Here is a 20,092-nt window from a genome sequence, read left to right on the forward strand (position 1 = left end):
GCGAGCGCGCCAGACGTCCACCGGCAAGTCCCATGAGGATGACGGCCAACCCGTGCGGATGCGAACGGACTCCAGAGCCGTGATGCGGTGAGCCAGGGCAGGGCCAGCGGACGGTTTTGTCTCTTGGCTCTTGAGAACCGGGAAAGACGGATTTAAGAATTGAACCGTCTAAACGTTTTTCTCCATTTCCCGGGAGTCCAGGCATGCGCGCGTCGTGGCGGTCCACCCTGATGGCGGTGATGTTGGGCGCGGTGTTCGCGGAGGGTGTGGCGGTGGCGGAGCCGGCGCCGGAGTCGCTTCAGGGGGAGGCGGGCACCCAGCGCTGGACGGAGGACCTGGCCGTGGGCGCGGGCACGTCCGAGCTCGTGGGCACGCGGGACGGGCTGCTGCGCTACGAGCCCAACGCGGTGATGCGCCGACCCGAGGGCATGAGCCGGCTCACGGGCCTCTTCGAGTTCCCGCCGCGCACCCTGGCTGGCCCCGTGGACACGTTCCGGCCGCGCGTCGAGGCGGCGGTGGGGCCGGGGCAGGCCGTGGAGGTGGACGTCCGCGTGCGCGTCCCCGGCGGGGCCTGGAGTGAGTGGCGCACCGCCGCGGGTGACGAGGCCGTGCGCCTGCCTCGCGCGGGCACGGAGGTGCAGGTGCGGCTGGCGCTCATCGCGGACGAGCGGGGCCGGGGCCCGGAGGTCCAGGCGGTGGGGCTGGAGGGCTGGCGGGACGGGCGCGGCACGGAGGAGGGGCTCCAGGCGCTCGCGCCCCTGAGCTACCGCGTCTACGCCACCCGCGAGGGGTTGGTGGGCGGCACGACGGCCAACGGCCATGTCATCAAGAGCAACGACCGGTTCGCGGCGCTGCCGTCGCGGCGGGGGCTGGCGTCCAACGGCGGCTCCGAATACCAGGTGCGCGTCTGCTATTCAAAGACAAGCAAGTGCGCGACGACGTCCGTCTGGGACGTGGGCCCGTGGAACACGAAGGACGACTACTGGAACGCGTCCAGCGTGCGCGAGATGTGGAAGAGCCTGCCGCAGGGCAAGCCAGAGGCCCAGGCCGCGTATCAGGACAACTTCAACGGCGGGTTGGATGAGTTCGGGCGCCGGCCGGCGAACCCCGCGGGCATCGACCTCGCGGACGGGACGTTCTGGACGGACCTGGGGATGACGAACAACGACTGGGTGGACGTGACGTACCTGTGGACGTCCGGCGGGGGTTCTTCGTCGGGGCTGGTCATCGACAGCAACAACGCGAACAACGACCAGGCGAAGGGCTACATCCAGCTGACGGGTTCCAGCTGGGCGTCCTCCACGAACGTGGCGGGCTACTACGGCACCAGCTACCTGGTGTCCCCGGGCGCGGCGGTGTCGGAGCCGGCGACGTTCTGGTTCTACCTGCCCGCGGCGGCCACGAAGTCGGTGGACGCGTGGTGGACGGCGGCGACGGACCGCTCCACGGCCGCGCCCTTCATCATCAGCAACGCGGCCGGCGCGCAGCTGGCGAACGTGAAGGTGAACCAGCAGCTCAACGGCGCGAAGTGGAACACGTTGGGCACGTGGAGCTTCACCGCGGGCTGGAACAAGGTGCAGGTGAGCCGCTGGGTGACGGCGGGCACCTACGTCGTCGCGGACGCCATCCAGGTCCGTTAGTCAATCCCTGGCGTGAGCGTTGACCGCCTCCGTGCGTGGCCGGGGCGGTCAACGCGTCGTGGACGCCCCGGTCGCCCGGGCGATACAACGATGGCCCGTCCCCGAGGAATCCATCCATGGCGCTGCGCACCGTGCTTCCGCCTCCGCTGGAGGAGCCCCGGCTCTACACGGAGCTGGCGACCTGGTGGCCGCTGTTCTCGCCTCCGGAGGAGTACGCGGAGGAGGCGGAGGAGCTGCTCGGCATCCTGCGCACGGCGGCGGCGGGGCCCGCGGGCACGATGCTGGAGCTGGGCGCGGGCGGGGGCAGCCTGGCCTTCCACCTGAAACAACACTTCACGTTGACGCTGACGGACCGCGCGCCGGAGATGGTCGCGGTCAGCCGCGCCCTCAACCCGGAGTGCGAGCACCGGGTGGGGGACATGACGTCCCTGCGGCTGGGGCGCATGTTCGACCGGGTGATGGTGCACGACGCCATCATGTACGCGGCGGACCGGGACGCCGCGCGGGCCACGGTCCAGACGGCCGCCGCGCACTGCCGCCCGGGCGGCGCCGTGGTGCTGCTGCCGGACTTCGTGCGGGAGACGTTCGAGTCCACGACGGAGTCGGGAGGGCACGACGCGCCGGACGGGCGCGGGATGCGCTACCTGATGTGGACGTGGGATCCGGATCCGGACGATGAGACCTTCGAGACCGCGTTCGCGTACCTGCTGCGGGAAGCGGATGGGACGGTGAGCATGTCCCAGGAGCGCCACCGCTTCGGCCTGTTCCGGCGGGAGGACTGGCTTGGGTGGATGGCGGAGGCGGGCTGCCCCGCGACGACGCGGCGGGACCCGTGGAACCGCGAGGTCTTCATCGGGGTGCGGGAGCCGGAGTGATGCGCGGTTGGGGGGCGGTGCTGGCGCTGGGGTGGATGCCATGGCTGGCCATGGCCGCGCCCGTGCGCGTGGAGCTGGTGTTTGGCGGAGATGTGATTCCGCACGGCGAGGTGAAGTCGGTGGCGCGGGCCCACGCGCGAAGCGGGGCGGTGCCGCCGGGCGGCGGTGCGGCGGCCTCGCTCAACCATGAGGGCTGGGACCACGTCTTCGGGCCGCTGTCGGACGTGCTGCGCACGGCGGACGTGGGCGTGGTGAACCTGGAGACGCCCGTCACCGCCAACGACAAGGCCTTCACGAAGGAGCTGGTCTTCAACGCGCCGCCCGCGATGGTGCGAGCGCTGGTGGGGGCGGGCGTGAAGGTGGTGTCCACGGGCAACAACCACGCGCGCGATCAGCACGTGGAGGGCCTGGTGGAGACGCTGCGCCACCTGGACGCGGCGGGGCTGCGCCATGCGGGCACGGGGACCACCCGGGACGCGGCCTGGGCGCCGGTCTTCATGGACGTGCGCGGGGTACGGCTGGGCTTCCTGTCCTTCACGCGGAGCCTGAATGGCTTCAGCAACCCGAAGGAAGCGGATGCGCCACACGCGGCGCTCTTGCCCTATCCAGAGCATGAATCGCGCAGGGGCCTGAAGCTGGAGGAGGCGCTGGAGCGGGTGCGCGCCGCGGCGGCGAAGTGTGACGCGCTCTTCGTGATGGGACACTGGGGGCGGGAGTATTCAGACACGCCGCATCCATTGGACCGGGCGTTGGGGCAGGCCTTCCTGGAGGCGGGGGCGTTCGCGGTCATCGGGCATCATCCGCACGTGCTCCAGCCGCTGGAGGCGTACACGACGAAGTCGGGGCGCCAGGGGTTCATCGCGTATTCGCTGGGCAACCTGGTGGCGAACCAGGGGCGCTTCTACCAGCACGTGAAGGGGCAGCTGGGGAAGGACGGCGACAAGCGGGACTCGCTGCTGCTGCGCGTGGGCGTGACGCGCGCGGAGCCCGGCGCGCCGGTGGCGCTGGCGGATGTGTCGGTGTTGCCGGTGTGGATTGAGAACAACGCCACCGGCCGCAAGGCCCGCGCGCGGCGCAACATCCAGCCGGTGCTCATCGACCGGGAGGTGGAGGAGGTGTCCCGGCGGTTGGCGGCGCTGGCGCTGCGCACGGCGCCCCAGGACAAGGCCTCCCGCGCGGAGCAAGCCTCGCTGGAGAAGCGTCTGGCGAGCGCCCGGTACCGCCGCGAGCGCATCCTGCGCATGCTGCCCACGGAGTTCCGCGTGGCCACGCCCGAGCTGCGGCGGAGGGACGACAGCGAGGCGGGGCTGACCGCCCAGACGGTGCCGTGAAGCGGCACGCCGCGCTCCGCGGGAGCGGAGTGTTCATGAAACACAGCCACTCCCGAGGGCCGCCGGAAGGGACTCCGCGCGGGGCACGGCCGCTCGCATGTCCTGTCAGCTTGTGACACTTCCGTGAGTGGAGTTCCGGCACACCGAGGGACTGGTCCCCGCCACGCCCGCGAAGAGCAGCGCCATCACCGAAGCCGCCAGCGGGCGCTGAGCCCGAATCCGACGCCTCCGGACGCACCCTGGGACGCCGCGTCGTGCGTGCAGCGTGTGGGGCGACACCCGTGGACGCTCCCTTTCATCCCGGAGCGTTCGTGCGCCGTCCCCGTCCCGGGTTCCGCTGGAGCCCGCGGACCCAGTCTCAGCGGGGCGCCTCGGGCTGCTTCGGGGGCGCCTCGTGCAGGTCGCGCAAGGCGACGACCCGGTCCAGCAGCGGCCCGCCCAGCTTCCTCCGCGCGATGCGCTGCGAGGGATAGATGCCCCGGTGGCCGGTGAGCAGATACGCCACCGTGGCGACGATGGCCACGTGCGGGAGCACCGCCGCGCCCACCAGCTCCACCGCCATCAGCGACAGCGCGAGCGGCGTGTTGGCCGCCGCCGCGAACAGCGCCGCCATGCCCACCGCCGCGCCCAGGTCCACCGGCAGGCCCAGCAGCCGCGCGAGCACGTTGCCCAGCGCCGCGCCAATGAAGAACAGCGGCGTCACCTCGCCGCCCAGGAACCCCGCGCCCAGCGTCACCACCGTGAAGATGAGCTTCCACGCGAACGCGCCCCACGGCAGCGACACGTCCTGGAACGCGCGCAGGATGCCGGGCACGCCCAGGCCCAGGTAGTCGCTGGTGCCCGCGAGCTTCCACAGCCCCACCACGCCCAGGCCGCCCAGGGCCATGCGCACCGGCAGCCACGGGACGCGGCGCTCCAGCACGCGCTTCAGGCCGTGCGTGCCTTCGATGAAGGCCACCGCCACCGCGGCCACCGCCACCGCGAACACCAGCCACTTGCCCAGCACCGGCAGCGTCAAGGCCAGCGCCTGAGGCGACGGATACGCGGTGTGGTGGATGCCCAGGCCGCGCGTCACCATGTCCCCCACCACGGACGCGGTGAGCGCGGGCAGGAGCGCCTCGTAGCCCAGCCGGCCCACGCACACGACCTCCAGCCCGAACAGCGTGCCCGCCAGCGGCGTGCCGAACACCGAACCGAACCCACCCGCGATGCCCGCCGCCAGCAGCTCGCGCCGCGTGTCCGGCGACACGCGGAAGCGGTGGGCCAGCTGGTCCGCCAGGCTCGCGCCCATCTGCACCGCCGTGCCCTCGCGCCCGGCGCTCCCGCCGAACAGGTGGGTGAGCACCGTGCCCAGCAGCACCATGGGCGCCATGCGCAGCGGAATCACCGCGTCCCCGGCATGCACCGTGTCCAGCACCAGGTTGTTGCCGCCCCGGATGGACTCGCCCCACCGGCCGTACACCGCCCCCAGGACGAGCCCCGCCACCGGCAGCGCGTACACCAGCGCCTCGTGCGCCACCCGGAACTCCGTCGCGTGCTCCAGCAGGGCCAGGAACGCCGCGGACGCCACGCCGCACACCCCGCCCACCACCGCGCCCAGCAGCAGCCACTGGCCCAGCGCCTGGGCACTCCGGGAGAGGTTCATGGCGGCGCAGTCTAGGCGCGACGCGATGCTCCGGCCGGGCGTTTCCATCACGCCAAACACAGACAACGGATTCTTCCAGTCAGAGGCCTTCTTTCTGGCATGAAACAAGGTGAAACATCGCGTCAACCCGGAGCGCTGCGTCACGGCGCGGGGCGTGAGGCTCCCCTCTGACGCATCGTGGCGGAATTCGCGTTCAACAAGGAATGCAAGTTGTGGAGTTATTTCTGGTCTGAGAGGTGATTCCAAAGTCAAAGCCGTGTACGGTGCGCGGCCTCTCCCCTTGCCGGGGCGGGAACCCCCTACCTCTCCAGGAGCCGGTATGTCCGTTCGTCTCAGCGGGCTGTCCCTCGCCGCCGTCCTCGCCGCCACCACGCTGGGTGGAAGCGCGATGGCCAGCACCATCAACCAGAACACGTCGTGGACCATCAACCGCTCGGCGTCGCAGACGTACCGGGTGGTGGCGTACGGCGACTCCATCTTCGCCGGCTACAACGGCGGCATCAGCAGCGTGGCGCGCCGTGGCGCGCCGGTGGTGGAGGGTGAGTACGCGGCGAAGAAGTGGGGCGCGAACGTGGAGGTGGTCCGCCGCACGAAGTCCGGCGCGAAGGCGGACGACATCTACAACAACAAGATCGTCTCCGAGCGCTCGTACATGCAGGCGTCCAACACGCGCGTCGTGATGTTCGAGATGTGCGGCAACGACTACCTGCAGGCCCGCAGCGCGTTCACCGACCAGACGGGGACGTGCAACTACAGCGGCCTGCAGAGCGCGCTGGCGACGTGCACCACGTACATGGAGCGTGGCATGCAGGCCATCAACCAGTACGCGACGACCGCGAAGGTGAAGGTCATCTCCAACATCTACTACCCCGGCTATGACGCGGACAACGTGCTGACGTCCTGCACGGACTCGGCGACGGGGCAGAAGGTGAACAAGCAGCAGTACTTCCTGCCGCTGCTGGCGCGCAGCAACTGGCGCGCGTGCAGCCTGGCGACCAAGTATGGCTTCAAGTGCGCGGACGCGTTCGCGGAGATGATGGCGTCGGACTACGACCGCAACGGCGACGGCCTGGTGGATTCGGAGGCCATCGCCTACCGCGAGGGCGAGTCCGAGGACGCCTACGTGCAGCGCATCAGCGTGACCCTGCGCAGCACCCTGCGCGACGCGAACCTGCACCTGGCGAACGCGAGCACCAGCTACGACTACATCCAGTCCGACAACACGCACCCGACCTACACGGGCTCCACCATCAGCGTGAACATCTTCTCCGGCTCCGGCTCCGGTTCGGCCGCGCCGGGCTACACGGACAGCCAGATCGTCAACGGCAAGAACCCGGACTGGAACAAGTTCGGCCACGAGCGCATGGGCTGGAGCCTGTCCACGTTCGACCCCGCCACGCCGTGAGCTGAGGCGGCATCCGCGGGACCCCAGGGCCTCCGACCTGTCACCGGGTCGGGGGCCTTTTCATGTCCGCTGAGAAGGAGGGAAGGCGCCCCTGGGCCTGGCACGGACCGCCGGAGTCTTGGTTTGTGAAAGCGTGACGGTGGAGGGCCGCGGCCCTGTCGCCCCTCACCGGGGGACAGGGCCTCTGTCGTCAATGCCATCAATCCCAGGCGGCCCTCGGCCCCGCATTGAACGGAACGTGCCATGTGCATGTTATGGCTATCAAGCCGTGCAACGCCGGTTTTGTTGAGCTGGCTTGAAATGCTGATTTTGCGTACCCGGGGGCATGCTTGTTTGTTGGAAGTCCGATTGGGAAACACAGTTCTCCGCCATGGCACGCCGGGTGTAACGGGAGGGAGCGGTCCTTCCCACTGTGGGAGGCTTTAGTGCTCTGGGGGAGAAACGAATGCATCAGACATGGAAGGCTGCCATTGCGGCGGCCACGGTGATGGTCGGTGGTGCTGCGCAGGCTCACGACTTCGTCGCCTTGAAGCTCGTCAATGGTTATCAGACGCTCGACATCACCTCGTACCCGACGACGGTCAATTTCACGACGGTCGCGCTCAATTCGCACCCGACGCTGCCTTCGACGCTGCTGACCGCGACGGATCCGCTGTTGACGCCCTCGGGCTGGACGTTCACGCCGCCGCTGCCGCAGTCGGTGCCGGTGGATGGGAACCTCATCTCCTACTACTCGTTCACCATCAACAGCTTCGACGACTGCGTCGCGCTGGGGAACGCGGATGACGACCCGACGACGCCCGGCCCGCTGCCGAACGCGGCGTTCACGAACACGTTCTTCGCCACGTGGGACAGTGGCACCGCGCAGAGCAGCGTGAAGGTGACGTGCAAGCCGGCGAACACGCTGCCGTGCGACAACAGCCTGTTCTACTCGGACAGCGGGCTGGGGCTGCCCAACACGACGCTGAGCAGGATGAACCCCGCGACGGCGGCGCTGACGCCGTTCTCCACGGCGAACATCTTCTACTCCGCCACGGCCTTCAACCACCTGGATGGCTACATCTACGCCATCGACAACACGCTGCCGGTGAAGAACCTGGTGCGCATTGGCGCGGATGGCGTCGCCACCATCGTCGGGCCCCTGCCGCAGCTGAACCTGCTGAACACGTACCCGGCCGGCACCGTCCTGTCCGACGGCACCTACCTCATCTTCAGCGGCCCGGGCTTCGGGGTCATCCCGTCGTACGCGCGCATCAACCTGACCACGGGCACCGTCATCAACGCCGGGGCCGCCCCGACGCTGGCGAGCATCCTCGACTTCGCGACGAACCCGCTCGACGGCCAGGTGTACGGCTACAACCAGGTCACCCACCGCATGACCCGGTTCGACCCGAACACGGGCAACACCACCGACTACGGCCCCATCGGGCCGCCGGACGGCCTCACCGGTCTGCCCGCGCTGTACTTCACGACGACCGCCGCCGCCTTCGACGCCGCGGGGACGCTCTACGTCTACGGCAACCAGCTGACCGGCCTGCTCCACCCCATCAACACCCTCTACACGGTGAACGTGACCACGGGGGTCTTCACGGCCGTCGCCACGGGCGCGGTGAGCCTCAACGGCAACGAGAACTTCGCCTCCTGCCCGTTCCCCTCCGCGCTCGAGAAGAGCGCGACCCGCAACGAGGGGTTCTTCAAGACGCATGAGGAGGCGCTGTCCGCGTGCCTCTCCAACGGCGGCAGCATCGACCTGGGCCGGCTGGGCACCGTGAACAGCGTGGAGGAGGCCATGGGTGTCCTGTGGCTCAGCCCCTCCGCGACGCAGCAGCGCGTCCCCCGCACGGAGGAGCAGTCCCTGCGCGTGAAGCTGGGTCGTCAGTCGCTCACCGCCACCTGCAACTCGCGGCTCTTCGGCGCGGCCACGCAGCCTGGGGTCGAGCGTGCCCGCAGGGCCATGGACTCCGGCACCCGCGAGGACATGGAGGCCCAGCTGACGGAGCTGCGCGCGCTCAACGACAAGGGCTCCCGGTACGCGCTGCCCATGTCCTTCAACGGTGGGCCGGCGTCGGCGTCGCATGCCCTCTCCATCGCCCGCGAGCCGAAGAGCAGCCTCTGAGCGCTGAGTTCAGACATCGATTTCAAACATTCAGATTCTGGAGAACACGCACATGAAGAACTGGAAGCTGTGGATGGTGGCTGTGCTGGGCGGGTTGAGCCTGATGGGTTGTGGTGAGCAGCAAGAGCCGAACGACGGCGCGGAGACCCCGGCGGCGCCGACGGGCTTCATGCCGACCCTGGCGGACGACCTCCATTCGAACCTGGTGGAGAACCAGTACGAGGTGCGCATCCTGGGGGTGGGGAACCACCGCTACCAGGGGGCCTTCGTCAACGTGGACAGCATGAAGGTGTCCGCTGGGGGCAGGGACCTGCCGGTGGAGATGAAGGCCACGGTGATGGACCTCGCGAGGCCGGACCACGCGGCGCTCGTGGGCTACTTCACGATGCCTCCGGGCGTGGACTCGGCGCAGGTGGTCATCCGCTTCGACGAGTACGGCGCCTTCGAGGACGGCCAGCGGGTCGGCGCGCTGGATGTCCGCACCGCGCCCCTGCGGTTCGAGGTCACCCGGGCCCTGCTGGCGCCGCGCAAGCACGCGGTCGTGCAGCTGGACCTGGCCCGCTCCGTCGTCATCCCTCGCGTGGGGGACGCGATGATGATGCCCACGTCCGCGGTGGCCTTCTAACGCGCCGCTGACGTCAGGGAAGTGAAGTCCGGACGCCCGGTTCCTCTTCACGAGGGGCCGGGCGTCCGTGCGTGCGGCGGCGCCGGGTCCGACCCCGGTCCTACGCCGTGCGGAGCGCCCGGTGGGTGAGGTGGATGTCGCGGAAGGAGGGGATGCGGGCGGGGGCCATGACGTGCTTCAGGGCCAGCCGCATCTGGACCGCGCACCGCCGTGCCTCCAGCCCTCCAATGCCGGTGCCGAGCCCCGGGCAGACAAGCGTCCGGATGGGGGGCGCGCCCCGCGCGTTGTGTCGCTTCACCGCGAGCAGGACGGCGCGAAACGCGAGATAGGCATTGACCGTCTGGGAGACGTTCTCCGGGATGCGCATCGTGGGCGCGGCCACGAGGAACGGCCAGCGCTCATGGCCGGAGGCAACGACCACCGCGGCCCCGACGGGCAGCTCGCCGTGATGCTCTTCCAGGATGGCCCGCTGGACCGCGTCCTGCACCTGGAGGCCCAGCGTGTCGCGGATGGCCAGGTCGAGCCCTCCATCCATGATGCCGAAGCTGTTGGCGGGGCTGACCATCGCGTCCGCCGGGAGGGAGAAGAAGTCCTCCTCTCGCGCGGCGACGAAGTCGAATTCCTCGAAGGCTTCATCCCAGGCCCGCACCAGCGCTGGCTGGAGGTCCATCAGGTAGATCTTCTCGGGGAGCATTCCCGGGACCTCTAGCACCTCTTCAGCCCAGCAGTCGCACCGCGAGGAACACGGGGAGGGCGACGTAGTAGAGCGCCCGGCAGGTCCACTCCGCGCCCGTGCGGACGTGGCGCGCCCACTTCGGTCCCAGCCACGCGGCGCCGAAGCACAGCGCCTCCGCCAGGGCCCGCCAGAAACAGCCGAACAGCAGCAGCGCCAGGAACACCGGCAGCCAGGTGCGCGCGAAGGACAGGAGATACGCCCGAAGGCCATACATCTGCCACTCGCCGAAGGGCCCCCCGAAGGAGATGTACTGGTGCGCCCGGAAGAAGATGGCCGCGACCACTCCCGGCACCAGGCCGTACTTCAGCCCCCAGTCGTACCAACGCCTGCGCCACTTCGCGCTCCGCGCCTGCGCGTAGCGCACCAGGGCATGGTCGCGCGCCTCGCCCCGTGCCCCCAGCGCCGTCAGCAGCGGCGCGGGGTCCTGCATCTCCACCCCGTAGTCGAACGCGCGCCCCGTGCGCAGCCTCAGCGTGAGCCCCGGGCCCGGGGTGGGCAGCCGCCAGGGACGCGCGGACTCCAGCGCGTCGAAGGGAATCTCGAAGCGCGCGCCGCCCTGCTGCGTGAGCACCACGCCGTCCTGCCCCACCGTCACCGTGGCCCGGGTCCCCAGGCGCAGCAGGCGCAGCGCGATGAGCGGCAGCAGCCCGCCCACCACCAGCCCCGCGGCCAGCGGGCCCGGTTGCATCTCCTGGGTGCCCGCGAGCACCTCCTGGAGGAACCGCGCGGTGAAGGCGCAGAGGGTGCCCAGCACCACGGTGTGCAGCAGCGCCCCCAACGCGCGCAGCCGCGGCGTGAAGGCGTGGACGGGGAAGGGGCCGGACGCGTCGACGGTCATGGAGGGGGGCGTGGCTCGTCGCGCATTGCTTCGGAGCGAGCGGCTTCCGTAGCATACGCACCCCGGAGGCTCCCCGAGAACATGCGTTCCCCGCAGTCTGGCCCTGAGCGTCGCACGGATTCCGATGGTGTGACGCGGGTGACGCCCTCGCGCGAGTCCTCCAGCGCGGGCCCCTGGCTCATCGGGGGCGCCACCGCCATCACCGGCCTGTGCGTGGGGCTCTGCCTCTGGTGGCTCTCCCGCCCGGTGCCCATGGAGGACCTGCCGCCCATCGTCGTGGCCGCGAGCCCCGCCCCGGTGGCCCGCACGCCCGAACCCGTGCGCGCGCGTGCGCGCCCCTCCACCCCCGCCGCCGCGCTCGTGGAGGCGCCCGCCCCCATGCCCGTCGATGATCCACCTCCGCCGGAAGGCAAGAGCGGGACGGCGCTGTACCAGCGCGGCACCAAGCCGCTGAAGGTCGGGCTGGTCGTGCCCGACGACTTCGAGCTGCCTCCCGGCTACATGCGTCACTACCAGGCGACGGACAACGGCCAGCCCCTGGCCGCCATCCTGATGTTCCACCCGGACTTCACGCCCAAGGACGCCAACGGGCAGCCCATCCCCATCCCCGAGAACCGCGTGGTGCCCGAAGCGCTGGCGCCCCCTGGCATGCCCCACCGGATGCTGGAGCTTCCTGTCGAGGACGAGGACGCGCCGTGACCCTGGCGAAGGGGTGGGCCGGGGCGCTCCTGGGCGTCGCGGCGACCACCGGGTTGTTCGCCGCGTTCGGGCAACTGCAACCGGGTTTCGTGTGGCTGGGCGCGGTGGCCATGGCGCCATGGCTCGCGGCGGTGGACCGGGCCCGCTCCGCTCGCGGCGCGCTGGCCCTGGGCGCGCTGTTGTCGGTGACGTTCACCGCGGCGGTGTTCGGCTGGTTCCCGGGCGCCATCGCCGCGTACGCGCGCGCGCCGGTGTGGCTGTGCTGGGCCGTGTTCCTCCTCATCGCGCCCGTGCTGGAGCTCCAGTTCCTCACCGCCGCGTGGGTGCGGGCCTACGCGCGGCGGAAGGTGGGAGACGGGCCGCGGCTCGCGTGGGTGCCGCCCGTGCTGACCGCGCTCGTGTACGTGGGCACGGAGGGCTTCACGCCCAAGCTGTTCGCGGAGACGCTGGGCCACGGTCTCTACGCGTCGGAGACGCTGCGCCAGGGCGCGGACCTGGCGGGCGCCCCTGGCCTCACGCTGGGCCTGCTGCTCCTCAACGAGTGCGTCGTCGCGGTGGGGCAGGGGCTGGTGGCGCGGCGGGGCTCGTGGCGCGTGCCGGGCGTCGTGGCGGCCCTGCTGGCGCTGGTGGGCTTCGGCTACGGACACGTGCGGCTGGGGCAGGTGCGCGCGGCGGTGCGTGAGGCGCCGGCGCTGGTGGTGGGCGCGGTGCAGGCGAACATCACGAACATCGAGAAGCGGGCGGCGGAGCAGGGCACCTACGAAGTGGTGCGCGACATCCTGGATACGCACTACGCGATGTCGGACGCGCTGCTGCGCTCGGCGCCGCTGGACCTGCTGGTGTGGCCGGAGACGGTGTATCCGACGACGTTCGGCACGCCGAAGAGCGAGGACGGCGGAGCGCTGGACGAGGAGATCCGCGCCTGGGTGGCGGAGCGGGGCGTGCCGCTGGTGTTCGGAACGTACGACCTGGACGGCGAGCGCGAGTTCAACGCCGCCATGTTCCTGGGGCCCTCCGCGACGGGGGAGCTGGCGCGATCCGCGTATCGCAAGACGATGCTGTTCCCGCTCACGGAGTGGGTGCCGGATGCCATGGACACGCCCGCGCTGCGCGCGTGGATGCCGTGGACCGGCCGGTGGAAGCGCGGCCCCGGGCCTCGCCTGGTGGACTTCCGGTTGAACGGTGGCCGGGTGCTCCGGGTCGCGCCGCTCATCTGCTACGAGGCCCTCTTCCCCAACTACGTCGCGGCGGAGGTGCGCCAGGGCGCGGAGCTGATCCTCACGTTGTCGAACGACTCGTGGTTCTCCGGCACGCCCGCGCCCCGGCTGCACCTGATGCACGCGGCCTTCCGCAGCATCGAGACGCGCACCGCGCAGGTGCGGGTGACGAACTCCGGCATCTCCGCGTTCATCGACCCGGCGGGCGCGTGGACCTCCGCGCTGGAGGACAACCAGCGCGCAGGCACGGTGATGCGCGTGCCGGAGGCGGAGCGGCTGCATTCGCTCGCGGAGGCGTGGGGGGATTGGCTGTGGCCCGTGGCGCTGGCGCTGGCGGGGGGGCTGGGCGTGTGGCTTCGCCGTCAGCCCGCGCGCCTCCCCGGGTGATTCGGGAGCGCGCTCCCTCTCAGGTCGTCGCGGCGGTGTCCGCTCCGGGTGGGGAGGCGCGCCTCGCCAGTCCGAGCGCCGCGAGGGAGAGGAGCGCGGCGATGGCCACGCCCACGGCCATGGGCCGCGCGGTGCCATCGTGGCTCGCGCTCACCGCCGCGGAGGCCCCCGCCGCCAGCAGGAACTGGAGCGCGCCCAGCACCGCCGACGCGATGCCCGCCTGCTTCGCGTGGTGCTCCATCGCCAGCGCCGTCGCGTTGGGCGTGATGGCCCCCAGGCTGGAGACGAACACGAACAGCGACAGCGCGATGCTCCACAGACCACCGAAGCCCGTCGCCGCCACGGCCACCAGCGCGAGCCCCGCGAGCGCGGCGGTGCGCACCGCCTGCTTCAGCACCCGCTCCGGGGAGGAGCGCGACAGCAGCCAGTGGTTGAGCTGCGACACGGCCACCAGCCCCGCCGCGTTCGCTCCGAAGAACCACCCGAAGTGCTCCGGCTTCACGCCGTGCAGCGTGATGTAGACGAAGGGAGAGCCGCTGATGTACGCGAACATCCCCGCCTGCGCGAGCGCCGCCGCCAGGGCGTTGCCCATGAAGTCCGGGGCCCGCGCGATGCGCGCCATGGCCTGGAACGGCTGGGACCTTCCGCGCCCCGCTGGCGCCGTCTCCGGGAGGATGGCGAACACCGCCCCCAGCGCGAGGACGCCGATGACCGCGTGGCTTCCGAAGATGGCGCGCCACCCGGCCACGCGCAGCACCCAGCCGCCCAGCAGCGGCGCCAGGATGGGCGCGAGCCCCATCACCAACACCAGCCGCGACATCATCCGCGCCGCCGCCGCCCCTGAGTGCAGGTCCCTCACGACGGCCCTGGACGTCACCATCCCCACCGAGCCGCCCAGCGCCTGCACGAACCGGCACCCCGCCAGCACCCCCGCGGAGGGAGCGAGCGCGCAGCCCAGCGACCCCAGCACGTACAGCAGCAGGCCCACGTAGAGCGGCTTCGTGCGGCCGAACCGGTCGCTCACCGGGCCCGCGAAGAGCTGCCCCACCGCGAGCCCCGCGAAGAACGTCGCCAGCGTGCGCTCCACCTCGCCCGCGCTCGCGCGCAGCGACTCGCCGATGGATGGGAACGCCGGCAGGTACATGTCGATGGACAGCGGCCCGAACGCGATGAGCGCGCCCAGCAGGAGGATCAACCGGGCGCCCTCCGTGGAGCGGAACGGTTTGGGCGTGGCGGTCGTCATCGGGCGGTCCTTGGCTTCGGCTGCTTCCGGGCGCGGGCCGGGGGTTCGCTCGGGACGATGAGCGCGCGGATGAGCTGGCGCAGGACGGCCGCGTCCTCGCCGGGGGCATAGGTGGCGCCGCCCACGTGGGCGTTGAAGCAGCGGGCCTCCAGCGCGCCGCAGAGGGCCTCGGCCACGACCTTCGGCGCGGCCAGTTCCACCCGTCTGGAGCGCTTCGCCCGGGTGAGCCACACGGTCAGTCCCTCGCGCAGCGCCACGGGCGGTGGCGTCTTCGCCCGGAGGGCCCGCGCTCCGCCCAGCTCCGAGTAGTGGAGCACGAACAGCCACGGCACCAGCCGGCGCAGGAAGTCCCGGTGGTGCAGCAGCGCCTCCAGGAGCTGGTCCTCCACGGAGGTGTCCGGGCGCGGGCCCGGCTCCAGCAGCGCCAGCGCGGTGGGGGGCATGGGCCGGAGCGCTCGCAACATCAGCGCCTCCTTCGTGCCCACCCGGTGCAGCAGCGCCGCCTGGGAGATGCCCAGCCGCTTCGCGATGTCCTGCAACGGCGCCGACGGGCCCTGCGCCAGGAACACGGCGCGGGCGGCCTCATCAATCTCCGGGTCGAGGACTCGCTGGGGACGGGACATGGGCGGACGGGGTTAGTTACTGACGGGTAGGTAATGAATCCACGCCGTCCGCGCAAGCGGCTTCGGGGCCTGGCCGCTCCTGTTTCTTTCAGGGGTTCGGGGGTGGCATGCCGACGCGGGACGGTGGTGACAGACGCCGCGAGCGTCCGTCGCCACCCGGTCCGCGAACGGTCAGATGCGGCCGGCCCGGAGCTCGCCCACCAGGTGCGCGCAGGCCCGCACGGTGAGGGCCATCATGGTCAGGGTGGGGTTCTGGGGGCCCTGTGACGGGAAGCAGGAGCCGTCCATGACGTAGAGGTTGGGCACGTCCCAGCTCTGGTTGTAGGGGTTGAGCACGGACGTCTTGGGGTCCCTGCCCATGCGCGCGGTGCCCACCTCGTGGATGGCCATGCCCGGCGTGGAGAGCGTCTTGTTGATCTTCTCCACCGTGCAGCCGGCCTCCTCCAGCATCTCCTGGCACGAGGTGGCCGCGTCCTCCGTCATCTTCAGCTCGTTGTCGGAGTGACGGCACTCGATGTGCGCCGCGGGGATGCCCCAGCGGTCCTTCACCGTGGCGCTCAGCGTGACGCGGTTCTCCGGACGCGGGAGCATCTCCCCGAAGGGCACCAGGTGCATCTGGTCATCGAACGTGAACACCTGCACGCCGTAGCCGCGCGCGAAGGATGGGTCTCGCTCGGTGACGTTGCGGAACTGGGGGATGTACGCCCAGCCGTGCTCCTTCTGCTGCAGGTGCGAGGGCAGGCCCATGCGCGCCTCGATGCCCTGCAGATACATGTGGTCCATCAGGTGCCGGCCCACCAGCCCGGAGCTGTTCGCCAGCCCGTCCGGGAACGCCCGGTTTCGCGAGTGCAACAGCAACCGCGTGGATTCAATGGTGCCCGCGGACACGACCACCACCTTCGCGTGGACCTGCTCGGAGGTGCCGGTGTTCGCGTCGATGAAGGACACGCCCGTCACCCGGCCCGTGTTCGGGTCGTGGAGGACGTGGCTGGCGATGGCGTGCGAGCGCAGCGTCAGCCGGCCCGTCTTCTGCGCCGCGGGCAGCGTCACCGGCGCGTTCGCGGTCCGCCGGGCGACGACGTGGCGCTGGGGCCAGCGGGCCTTCACCTTCTCGCGCAGGCGGACCTCTCCGGGCGACAGCGGCGCGGGGCCGGAGAAGACGGAGTCCGGCAGCGTGTCCACGCCATCCGAGTTGCCGCGCAATCCCATCCACCGCTCGACGATTTCGTAGGATGGCGCCAGCTCCGCCAGCGACAGCGGCCAGTCCGGGCTGAGCCCATCCAGGCTGCCCGCGTGGAAGTTGAAGTCGGACAGCCGGTAGAACTGGCGGCCGTGGCTCTTCACGCTGGTCCGGCCGCCCACCTGCCGCGCGCGGATCCACGCGAACGGCGCGTCGTCCGGCGTGGTGTAGGGATTGTCCACGTCATCCACGAAGGCGTGCGGATGGAAGGGCCACGCGAAGCTCGTCGACTGCACGGACTGACGCGCCGTGCGACCCGCGTCCGACTCGATGCGGTAGCCCAACAGCTTCTGCTTCACGCGGTGCATCACGTGCAGCGCCTGGTCCGCCCGCGCGCTCCGGCCCGCCTCGAGCACCAGCACCCGCAGGCCCGCTTCCGTGAGTTGCTTGGCCGCCCAACCGCCGCAGGCACCCGAGCCCACCACCACCGCGTCATAGACGGTCTTCGACGTCTTCATGCCTGCTCACCTGGACGGTATTTCCGCCGCCGCTGACAAAGTATGTCTAAACTGTAAACCAGGAACCTGTTGGTGCCTATAGGGTGTAAGGGGCTGAAAGGTGCCAACACAAGCCTGGGCCGGTGGCTTCCGCCTCCGGGGCAGGTGGCTTTCTGTCGGAGAGGGTCGGACATGGCCGGTGTGCTGAGGCGGATTCGGTGGAGGCGGGTGCTGGGGGCGTTGGTGTTGCCGTGCGTGCTGGTGGCGTTGGGGCTGGCGGGCCGCGCGGCGTGGCGCTCGGAGCAGTACTTCCACTACCCGAGGCCGGCGGCGGTGCTGCCGGCGGACCTCGCCTCCGCGCGCGAGGTGACGCTGCGCACGGAGGACGGGGTGGAGCTGCGTGGCTGGTACGTGCCGTCGCGGAACAAGGCGGCGTGGGTGCTGGCGCATGGGCTGTCGCAGACGCGCATGGACCTGCTGCCGGAGGCGCGGGCGCTGCGCGACGCGGGGTATGGCGTGCTGCTGTTCGACCTGCGCGCGCATGGGCAGAGCGGGGGCGAGACGTCCACCTGGGGTGACCTGGAGCGCCGGGATGTGCGCGCGGCGCTGGAGTTCGTGCGGACCCAGCCGGAGGTGGACCCCGCGCGGGTGGGGGCGCTGGGGTTCTCCATTGGCTCGGCGGCGGTGGCGGAGGTGGCGGCGAAGGATCCGAAGGTGGCGGCGGTGGTGCTGCTGTCGCCGTTCAACACGCTGTGGCTGGCGGCGGCGTATGACTTCCGGCGCTTCGGCGTGGTGACGCAGACGGGGGCGCTGGTGCCCTTCTGGCGGAGGGGCATCGCGCTGGAGGAGGTGCGCACGATTGACGCGGTGGATCGGATCCAACCCCGGCCCCTGTTCATCGTCGCGGGGACGGAGGAGTCCGGGCAGCCGCTGCTGGATGAGTTGTTCGCGCACGTCGCGCCAGCGGCCCAGACGTGGCGCATCCCGGGGGCGTCCCACGGGAACTTCGCCGCGACGGCGCCGGAGGAGTATCCGCGCAGGCTGAGGGAGTTCGCGGACGCGGCGCTGAAGCCCGTGCCTGTCGCGCAGCCGGTGGTGGAGGTGCCGGCGGCGGAGAAGAAGGCTCCGGCGAAGAAGCCTTCACGGCGGACGAAGACGGGGGCGCGCTGAAGCTCACCGGAGGGACCCGGCGCACGCTCCCGGGGGGATGTGGCGTGGCCTGCGACTTCTTGGAGGGTCGGTCCTTGGGCCGCGGGCTCGGAGGCTCGCGCGCCGCACCCAGACGGGGGTCGCGGCTTCGCGCTTCGTGAAGCGGGCCCACCCGTGGGTCGTAGGCCCGGAGCCTCGCGCTAACTCGGAGCGGGTGTCGCGTCTTCGAGCTTCGCGAGCTGGTCCAGATACATGCGGCCCTTCACGGGGTCCGTCATGTGGAGGAAGGCCGCCATGCCCTTGAGCTGCTCCAGCGACTCACCCTCGCGGCCCGGCTTGCCCTTCTGCCGGTTGTGGATGGCCGCGCGCAGGCGGCGCACCACGTCGCGGGGGACTCGCGCGGCGGGCGTGCCTTCCTTCGCCTCATTCACCACGAGCCCCGTCACGCGCTGACGGCTGCCCTTGCGGGCCACGCGCGTCTTGTCCGGGTGCACCGTGAAGCCCTCCGCCTCCACCACGTCCTTCACCCGCGCGAGCAGCACCGCCACCGGAGCGCCCTGGGCCCGGCGCGCCTTGGGTGCCTTCGCCTTCGTCCAGGAGAACGTCAGGTCGTCCGCGTAGCGCGTGTACGTGAAGCCCAGCTTGCGCGACAGCGCCGACAGCCGCTTGTCCATCCGCAGGCACAGCGCGTTGGTGATGCCCGGGGAGGTGGGCGCGCCCTGCGGCAGCGCTCGGGGGCCCTTCGCCACGTGCAGCGTCTTGCCCCGGAAGGAGAGCAGCTCGCGCGGCGCCTCGGTGGACATCAGCGCCAGCAGCGTGGACGTGCCCTCCGGCAGGCCGCCCTTGCGCAGCAGGCCCTTCACGCGCCGCCACGTCACGGTGGGGAAGAAGTCCTTCAGGTCCACCTTCACCACCACGTCCGCGCCCTGGTGCGCCAGCGCGTTGGTGAGGATGGAGCGCCCCGCCACGAAGCCGTGCGCCGCGCCGTGCACCGGCAGCCGCTCCACGACGTTGGAGAGCACCCAGCGCTGCGCTTCCTTCAGCTCCGGCTTGGGCGAGGTGATGGTGCGCTCGCCGCCCGTGCGCTTGGGGATGCGCCAGCTCACGTAGTTGGAGCCCGTGTCCACGTCGCGGTGGAACGCGAAGCCGCGCAGCTTGGACACGCTCAGGCCCAGCGCCTTCGCCAGCTCCTCCGCCGTGTTCAGCGTCGGCAGGCCGTTCTGGCGCGCGCGCTCCTCGCGGTGCTCCAGGTCGAACTTGTCCGGGCCGGCGTCCTCGCGCCAGTGGATGCCCACGCCCAGGTGGTTCACGTGCGTGGCCTTCCACGCCTCGTGGGCCTGGCGCTCCAGCGCGCGGCGCTCCACGGCCTCCGCCTTCTTCTTCTCCTTCCAGGCCGTCTTCTCCTTCTCCTTCAGGGAGGAGAAGTCGACCTCGTCCGCGAGCGCGCCCTTCGCCACGAGCTGCGCGCGCACCCACTCCTCGGTGCCGCCAGCGTCGGTGATGGCCTTCCAGCGCGTGAGCAGGACGTCGTGCGCGGCCTTGCGGGCCTCTCGCTTCGACGCGGTGTTGGGGGCGGCGGGCGCGACTTCGGGCGCTGCCTGCGGCGGGGCGGCGGGGACGAACGACTCCAGCTTGGCGGTCATCGAGGCACCTTCGACGGGCGCGGCGGCTCAGGAGGGGCGACGGACGGAATCGAGCGGTCGAGGGAGGCCAGGAAGGCACCACCAGCTCACCTGGGGCACGGTAGCCTCACCGGCTCTCCCCTCCCGAGCACTACCGTCGGGGTGGGAAAACGGCGGTTGCGTCGTTGGTTCCGCTTCCCGCCCCGACGGTAGTGCTCGGGAGGGAGAGAGCCAAGAACAGGCTACCTTGCGGAGAGTGTCCAG

At 71.0% G+C, this 20,092-nt stretch carries 16 protein-coding genes; 9 read left to right on the forward strand and 7 right to left on the reverse strand.

Going from position 1 to position 20,092, the window contains the following annotated elements; translation table 11 throughout:
* Positions 1-203: 203 nt before the first annotated feature.
* The 3 genes from GTY96_RS37310 (at position 204) to GTY96_RS28580 (ending at position 3,846) form a co-directional block, all read left to right on the forward strand.
* Positions 204-1,640: a golvesin C-terminal-like domain-containing protein gene (locus GTY96_RS37310; RefSeq protein WP_201756485.1), complete on the forward strand. Its 1,437-nt coding sequence runs from the start codon at positions 204-206 to the stop codon at positions 1,638-1,640.
* 116 nt (positions 1,641-1,756) lie between these two features.
* On the forward strand, positions 1,757-2,515 hold the full coding sequence (locus GTY96_RS28575) for a class I SAM-dependent methyltransferase (RefSeq protein ID WP_143908944.1): 759 nt from the start codon (positions 1,757-1,759) through the stop codon (positions 2,513-2,515).
* Entirely contained in the window at positions 2,515-3,846 is a 1,332-nt protein-coding gene (locus GTY96_RS28580) for a CapA family protein (protein WP_143908946.1), read from the forward strand. The genes GTY96_RS28575 and GTY96_RS28580 overlap by 1 nt, the downstream gene beginning before the upstream one ends.
* Before the next feature lie 358 nt (positions 3,847-4,204).
* Here the strand turns inward: GTY96_RS28580 and GTY96_RS28585 are convergent, their stop codons facing one another.
* Complete coding sequence (locus tag GTY96_RS28585; RefSeq protein ID WP_161666377.1) at positions 4,205-5,491, reverse strand: chloride channel protein; 1,287 nt, start codon at positions 5,489-5,491, stop codon at positions 4,205-4,207.
* Positions 5,492-5,810: 319 nt separating this feature from the next.
* On the opposite strand from GTY96_RS28585, the gene GTY96_RS28590 reads away from it, so the two are divergent.
* The 3 genes from GTY96_RS28590 (at position 5,811) to GTY96_RS28600 (ending at position 9,637) form a co-directional block, all read left to right on the forward strand.
* Positions 5,811-6,896 (forward strand): SGNH/GDSL hydrolase family protein, encoded by a 1,086-nt coding sequence (locus GTY96_RS28590; RefSeq protein ID WP_143908950.1) that lies wholly within the window; start codon positions 5,811-5,813, stop codon positions 6,894-6,896.
* Between the two features lie 445 nt (positions 6,897-7,341).
* Positions 7,342-9,012 carry a DUF6923 family protein gene (locus tag GTY96_RS28595; protein ID WP_143908952.1) on the forward strand — a complete coding sequence of 557 codons (1,671 nt, stop codon included), beginning with the start codon at positions 7,342-7,344 and terminating at the stop codon, positions 9,010-9,012.
* A 52-nt stretch (positions 9,013-9,064) separates the two neighbouring features.
* Entirely contained in the window at positions 9,065-9,637 is a 573-nt protein-coding gene (locus GTY96_RS28600; RefSeq protein ID WP_143908954.1) for a hypothetical protein, read from the forward strand.
* 100 nt (positions 9,638-9,737) lie between these two features.
* On the opposite strand, the gene GTY96_RS28605 is transcribed toward GTY96_RS28600, so the two are convergent.
* Together GTY96_RS28605 and GTY96_RS28610 are read right to left on the reverse strand one after the other, a co-directional pair.
* Positions 9,738-10,331, reverse strand: coding sequence for a macro domain-containing protein (locus tag GTY96_RS28605; RefSeq protein ID WP_143908956.1), 594 nt, complete (start codon positions 10,329-10,331; stop codon positions 9,738-9,740).
* 22 nt (positions 10,332-10,353) lie between these two features.
* On the reverse strand, positions 10,354-11,211 hold the full coding sequence (locus GTY96_RS28610; protein ID WP_143908958.1) for a hypothetical protein: 858 nt from the start codon (positions 11,209-11,211) through the stop codon (positions 10,354-10,356).
* Positions 11,212-11,349: 138 nt separating this feature from the next.
* On the opposite strand from GTY96_RS28610, the gene GTY96_RS28615 reads away from it, so the two are divergent.
* Both GTY96_RS28615 and lnt read left to right on the forward strand, forming a co-directional pair.
* Positions 11,350-11,910, forward strand: a complete 561-nt coding sequence (locus GTY96_RS28615; RefSeq protein ID WP_328701038.1) for a hypothetical protein — start codon at positions 11,350-11,352, stop codon at positions 11,908-11,910.
* Complete coding sequence (lnt, locus tag GTY96_RS28620; RefSeq protein ID WP_161666379.1) at positions 11,907-13,514, forward strand: apolipoprotein N-acyltransferase; 1,608 nt, start codon at positions 11,907-11,909, stop codon at positions 13,512-13,514. The genes GTY96_RS28615 and lnt overlap by 4 nt, the downstream gene beginning before the upstream one ends.
* Positions 13,515-13,533: 19 nt before the next feature.
* Here the strand turns inward: lnt and GTY96_RS28625 are convergent, their stop codons facing one another.
* From GTY96_RS28625 to GTY96_RS28635, 3 genes are all read right to left on the reverse strand, one after another.
* Positions 13,534-14,757 (reverse strand): multidrug effflux MFS transporter, encoded by a 1,224-nt coding sequence (locus GTY96_RS28625; protein WP_161666380.1) that lies wholly within the window; start codon positions 14,755-14,757, stop codon positions 13,534-13,536.
* Positions 14,754-15,380 carry a TetR/AcrR family transcriptional regulator gene (locus GTY96_RS28630; RefSeq protein WP_161666381.1) on the reverse strand — a complete coding sequence of 209 codons (627 nt, stop codon included), beginning with the start codon at positions 15,378-15,380 and terminating at the stop codon, positions 14,754-14,756. Before GTY96_RS28630 ends, GTY96_RS28625 begins: the two co-directional genes overlap by 4 nt.
* Before the next feature lie 171 nt (positions 15,381-15,551).
* Positions 15,552-17,078, reverse strand: coding sequence for a GMC oxidoreductase (locus tag GTY96_RS28635; protein WP_143908968.1), 1,527 nt, complete (start codon positions 17,076-17,078; stop codon positions 15,552-15,554).
* A gap of 171 nt (positions 17,079-17,249) precedes the next feature.
* On the opposite strand from GTY96_RS28635, the gene GTY96_RS28640 reads away from it, so the two are divergent.
* Positions 17,250-18,227, forward strand: a complete 978-nt coding sequence (locus tag GTY96_RS28640) for an alpha/beta hydrolase (RefSeq protein ID WP_201756486.1) — start codon at positions 17,250-17,252, stop codon at positions 18,225-18,227.
* A gap of 179 nt (positions 18,228-18,406) precedes the next feature.
* On the opposite strand, the gene GTY96_RS28645 is transcribed toward GTY96_RS28640, so the two are convergent.
* Entirely contained in the window at positions 18,407-19,849 is a 1,443-nt protein-coding gene (locus GTY96_RS28645; RefSeq protein WP_161666382.1) for a reverse transcriptase family protein, read from the reverse strand.
* Positions 19,850-20,092 lie beyond the last annotated feature (243 nt).

Source organism: Corallococcus silvisoli (assembly GCF_009909145.1).
Classification (GTDB): domain Bacteria; phylum Myxococcota; class Myxococcia; order Myxococcales; family Myxococcaceae; genus Corallococcus; species Corallococcus silvisoli.

Bases quoted from the DNA above. Each gene is read 5' to 3' on its own strand.
- GTY96_RS37310 (WP_201756485.1), top strand. From the start codon at position 204: ATGCGCGCGTCGTGGCGGTCCACCCTGATGGCGGTGATGTTGGGCGCG.
- GTY96_RS28585 (WP_161666377.1), bottom strand. From the start codon at position 5,491: ATGAACCTCTCCCGGAGTGCCCAGGCGCTGGGCCAGTGGCTGCTGCTG.
- GTY96_RS28605 (WP_143908956.1), bottom strand. From the start codon at position 10,331: ATGCTCCCCGAGAAGATCTACCTGATGGACCTCCAGCCAGCGCTGGTG.
- GTY96_RS28635 (WP_143908968.1), bottom strand. From the start codon at position 17,078: ATGAAGACGTCGAAGACCGTCTATGACGCGGTGGTGGTGGGCTCGGGT.
- GTY96_RS28600 (WP_143908954.1), top strand. From the start codon at position 9,065: ATGAAGAACTGGAAGCTGTGGATGGTGGCTGTGCTGGGCGGGTTGAGC.
- GTY96_RS28640 (WP_201756486.1), top strand. From the start codon at position 17,250: ATGGCCGGTGTGCTGAGGCGGATTCGGTGGAGGCGGGTGCTGGGGGCG.
- GTY96_RS28625 (WP_161666380.1), bottom strand. From the start codon at position 14,757: ATGACGACCGCCACGCCCAAACCGTTCCGCTCCACGGAGGGCGCCCGG.
- GTY96_RS28595 (WP_143908952.1), top strand. From the start codon at position 7,342: ATGCATCAGACATGGAAGGCTGCCATTGCGGCGGCCACGGTGATGGTC.
- GTY96_RS28590 (WP_143908950.1), top strand. From the start codon at position 5,811: ATGTCCGTTCGTCTCAGCGGGCTGTCCCTCGCCGCCGTCCTCGCCGCC.
- GTY96_RS28610 (WP_143908958.1), bottom strand. From the start codon at position 11,211: ATGACCGTCGACGCGTCCGGCCCCTTCCCCGTCCACGCCTTCACGCCG.
- GTY96_RS28575 (WP_143908944.1), top strand. From the start codon at position 1,757: ATGGCGCTGCGCACCGTGCTTCCGCCTCCGCTGGAGGAGCCCCGGCTC.
- GTY96_RS28645 (WP_161666382.1), bottom strand. From the start codon at position 19,849: ATGACCGCCAAGCTGGAGTCGTTCGTCCCCGCCGCCCCGCCGCAGGCA.
- GTY96_RS28630 (WP_161666381.1), bottom strand. From the start codon at position 15,380: ATGTCCCGTCCCCAGCGAGTCCTCGACCCGGAGATTGATGAGGCCGCC.
- GTY96_RS28580 (WP_143908946.1), top strand. From the start codon at position 2,515: ATGCGCGGTTGGGGGGCGGTGCTGGCGCTGGGGTGGATGCCATGGCTG.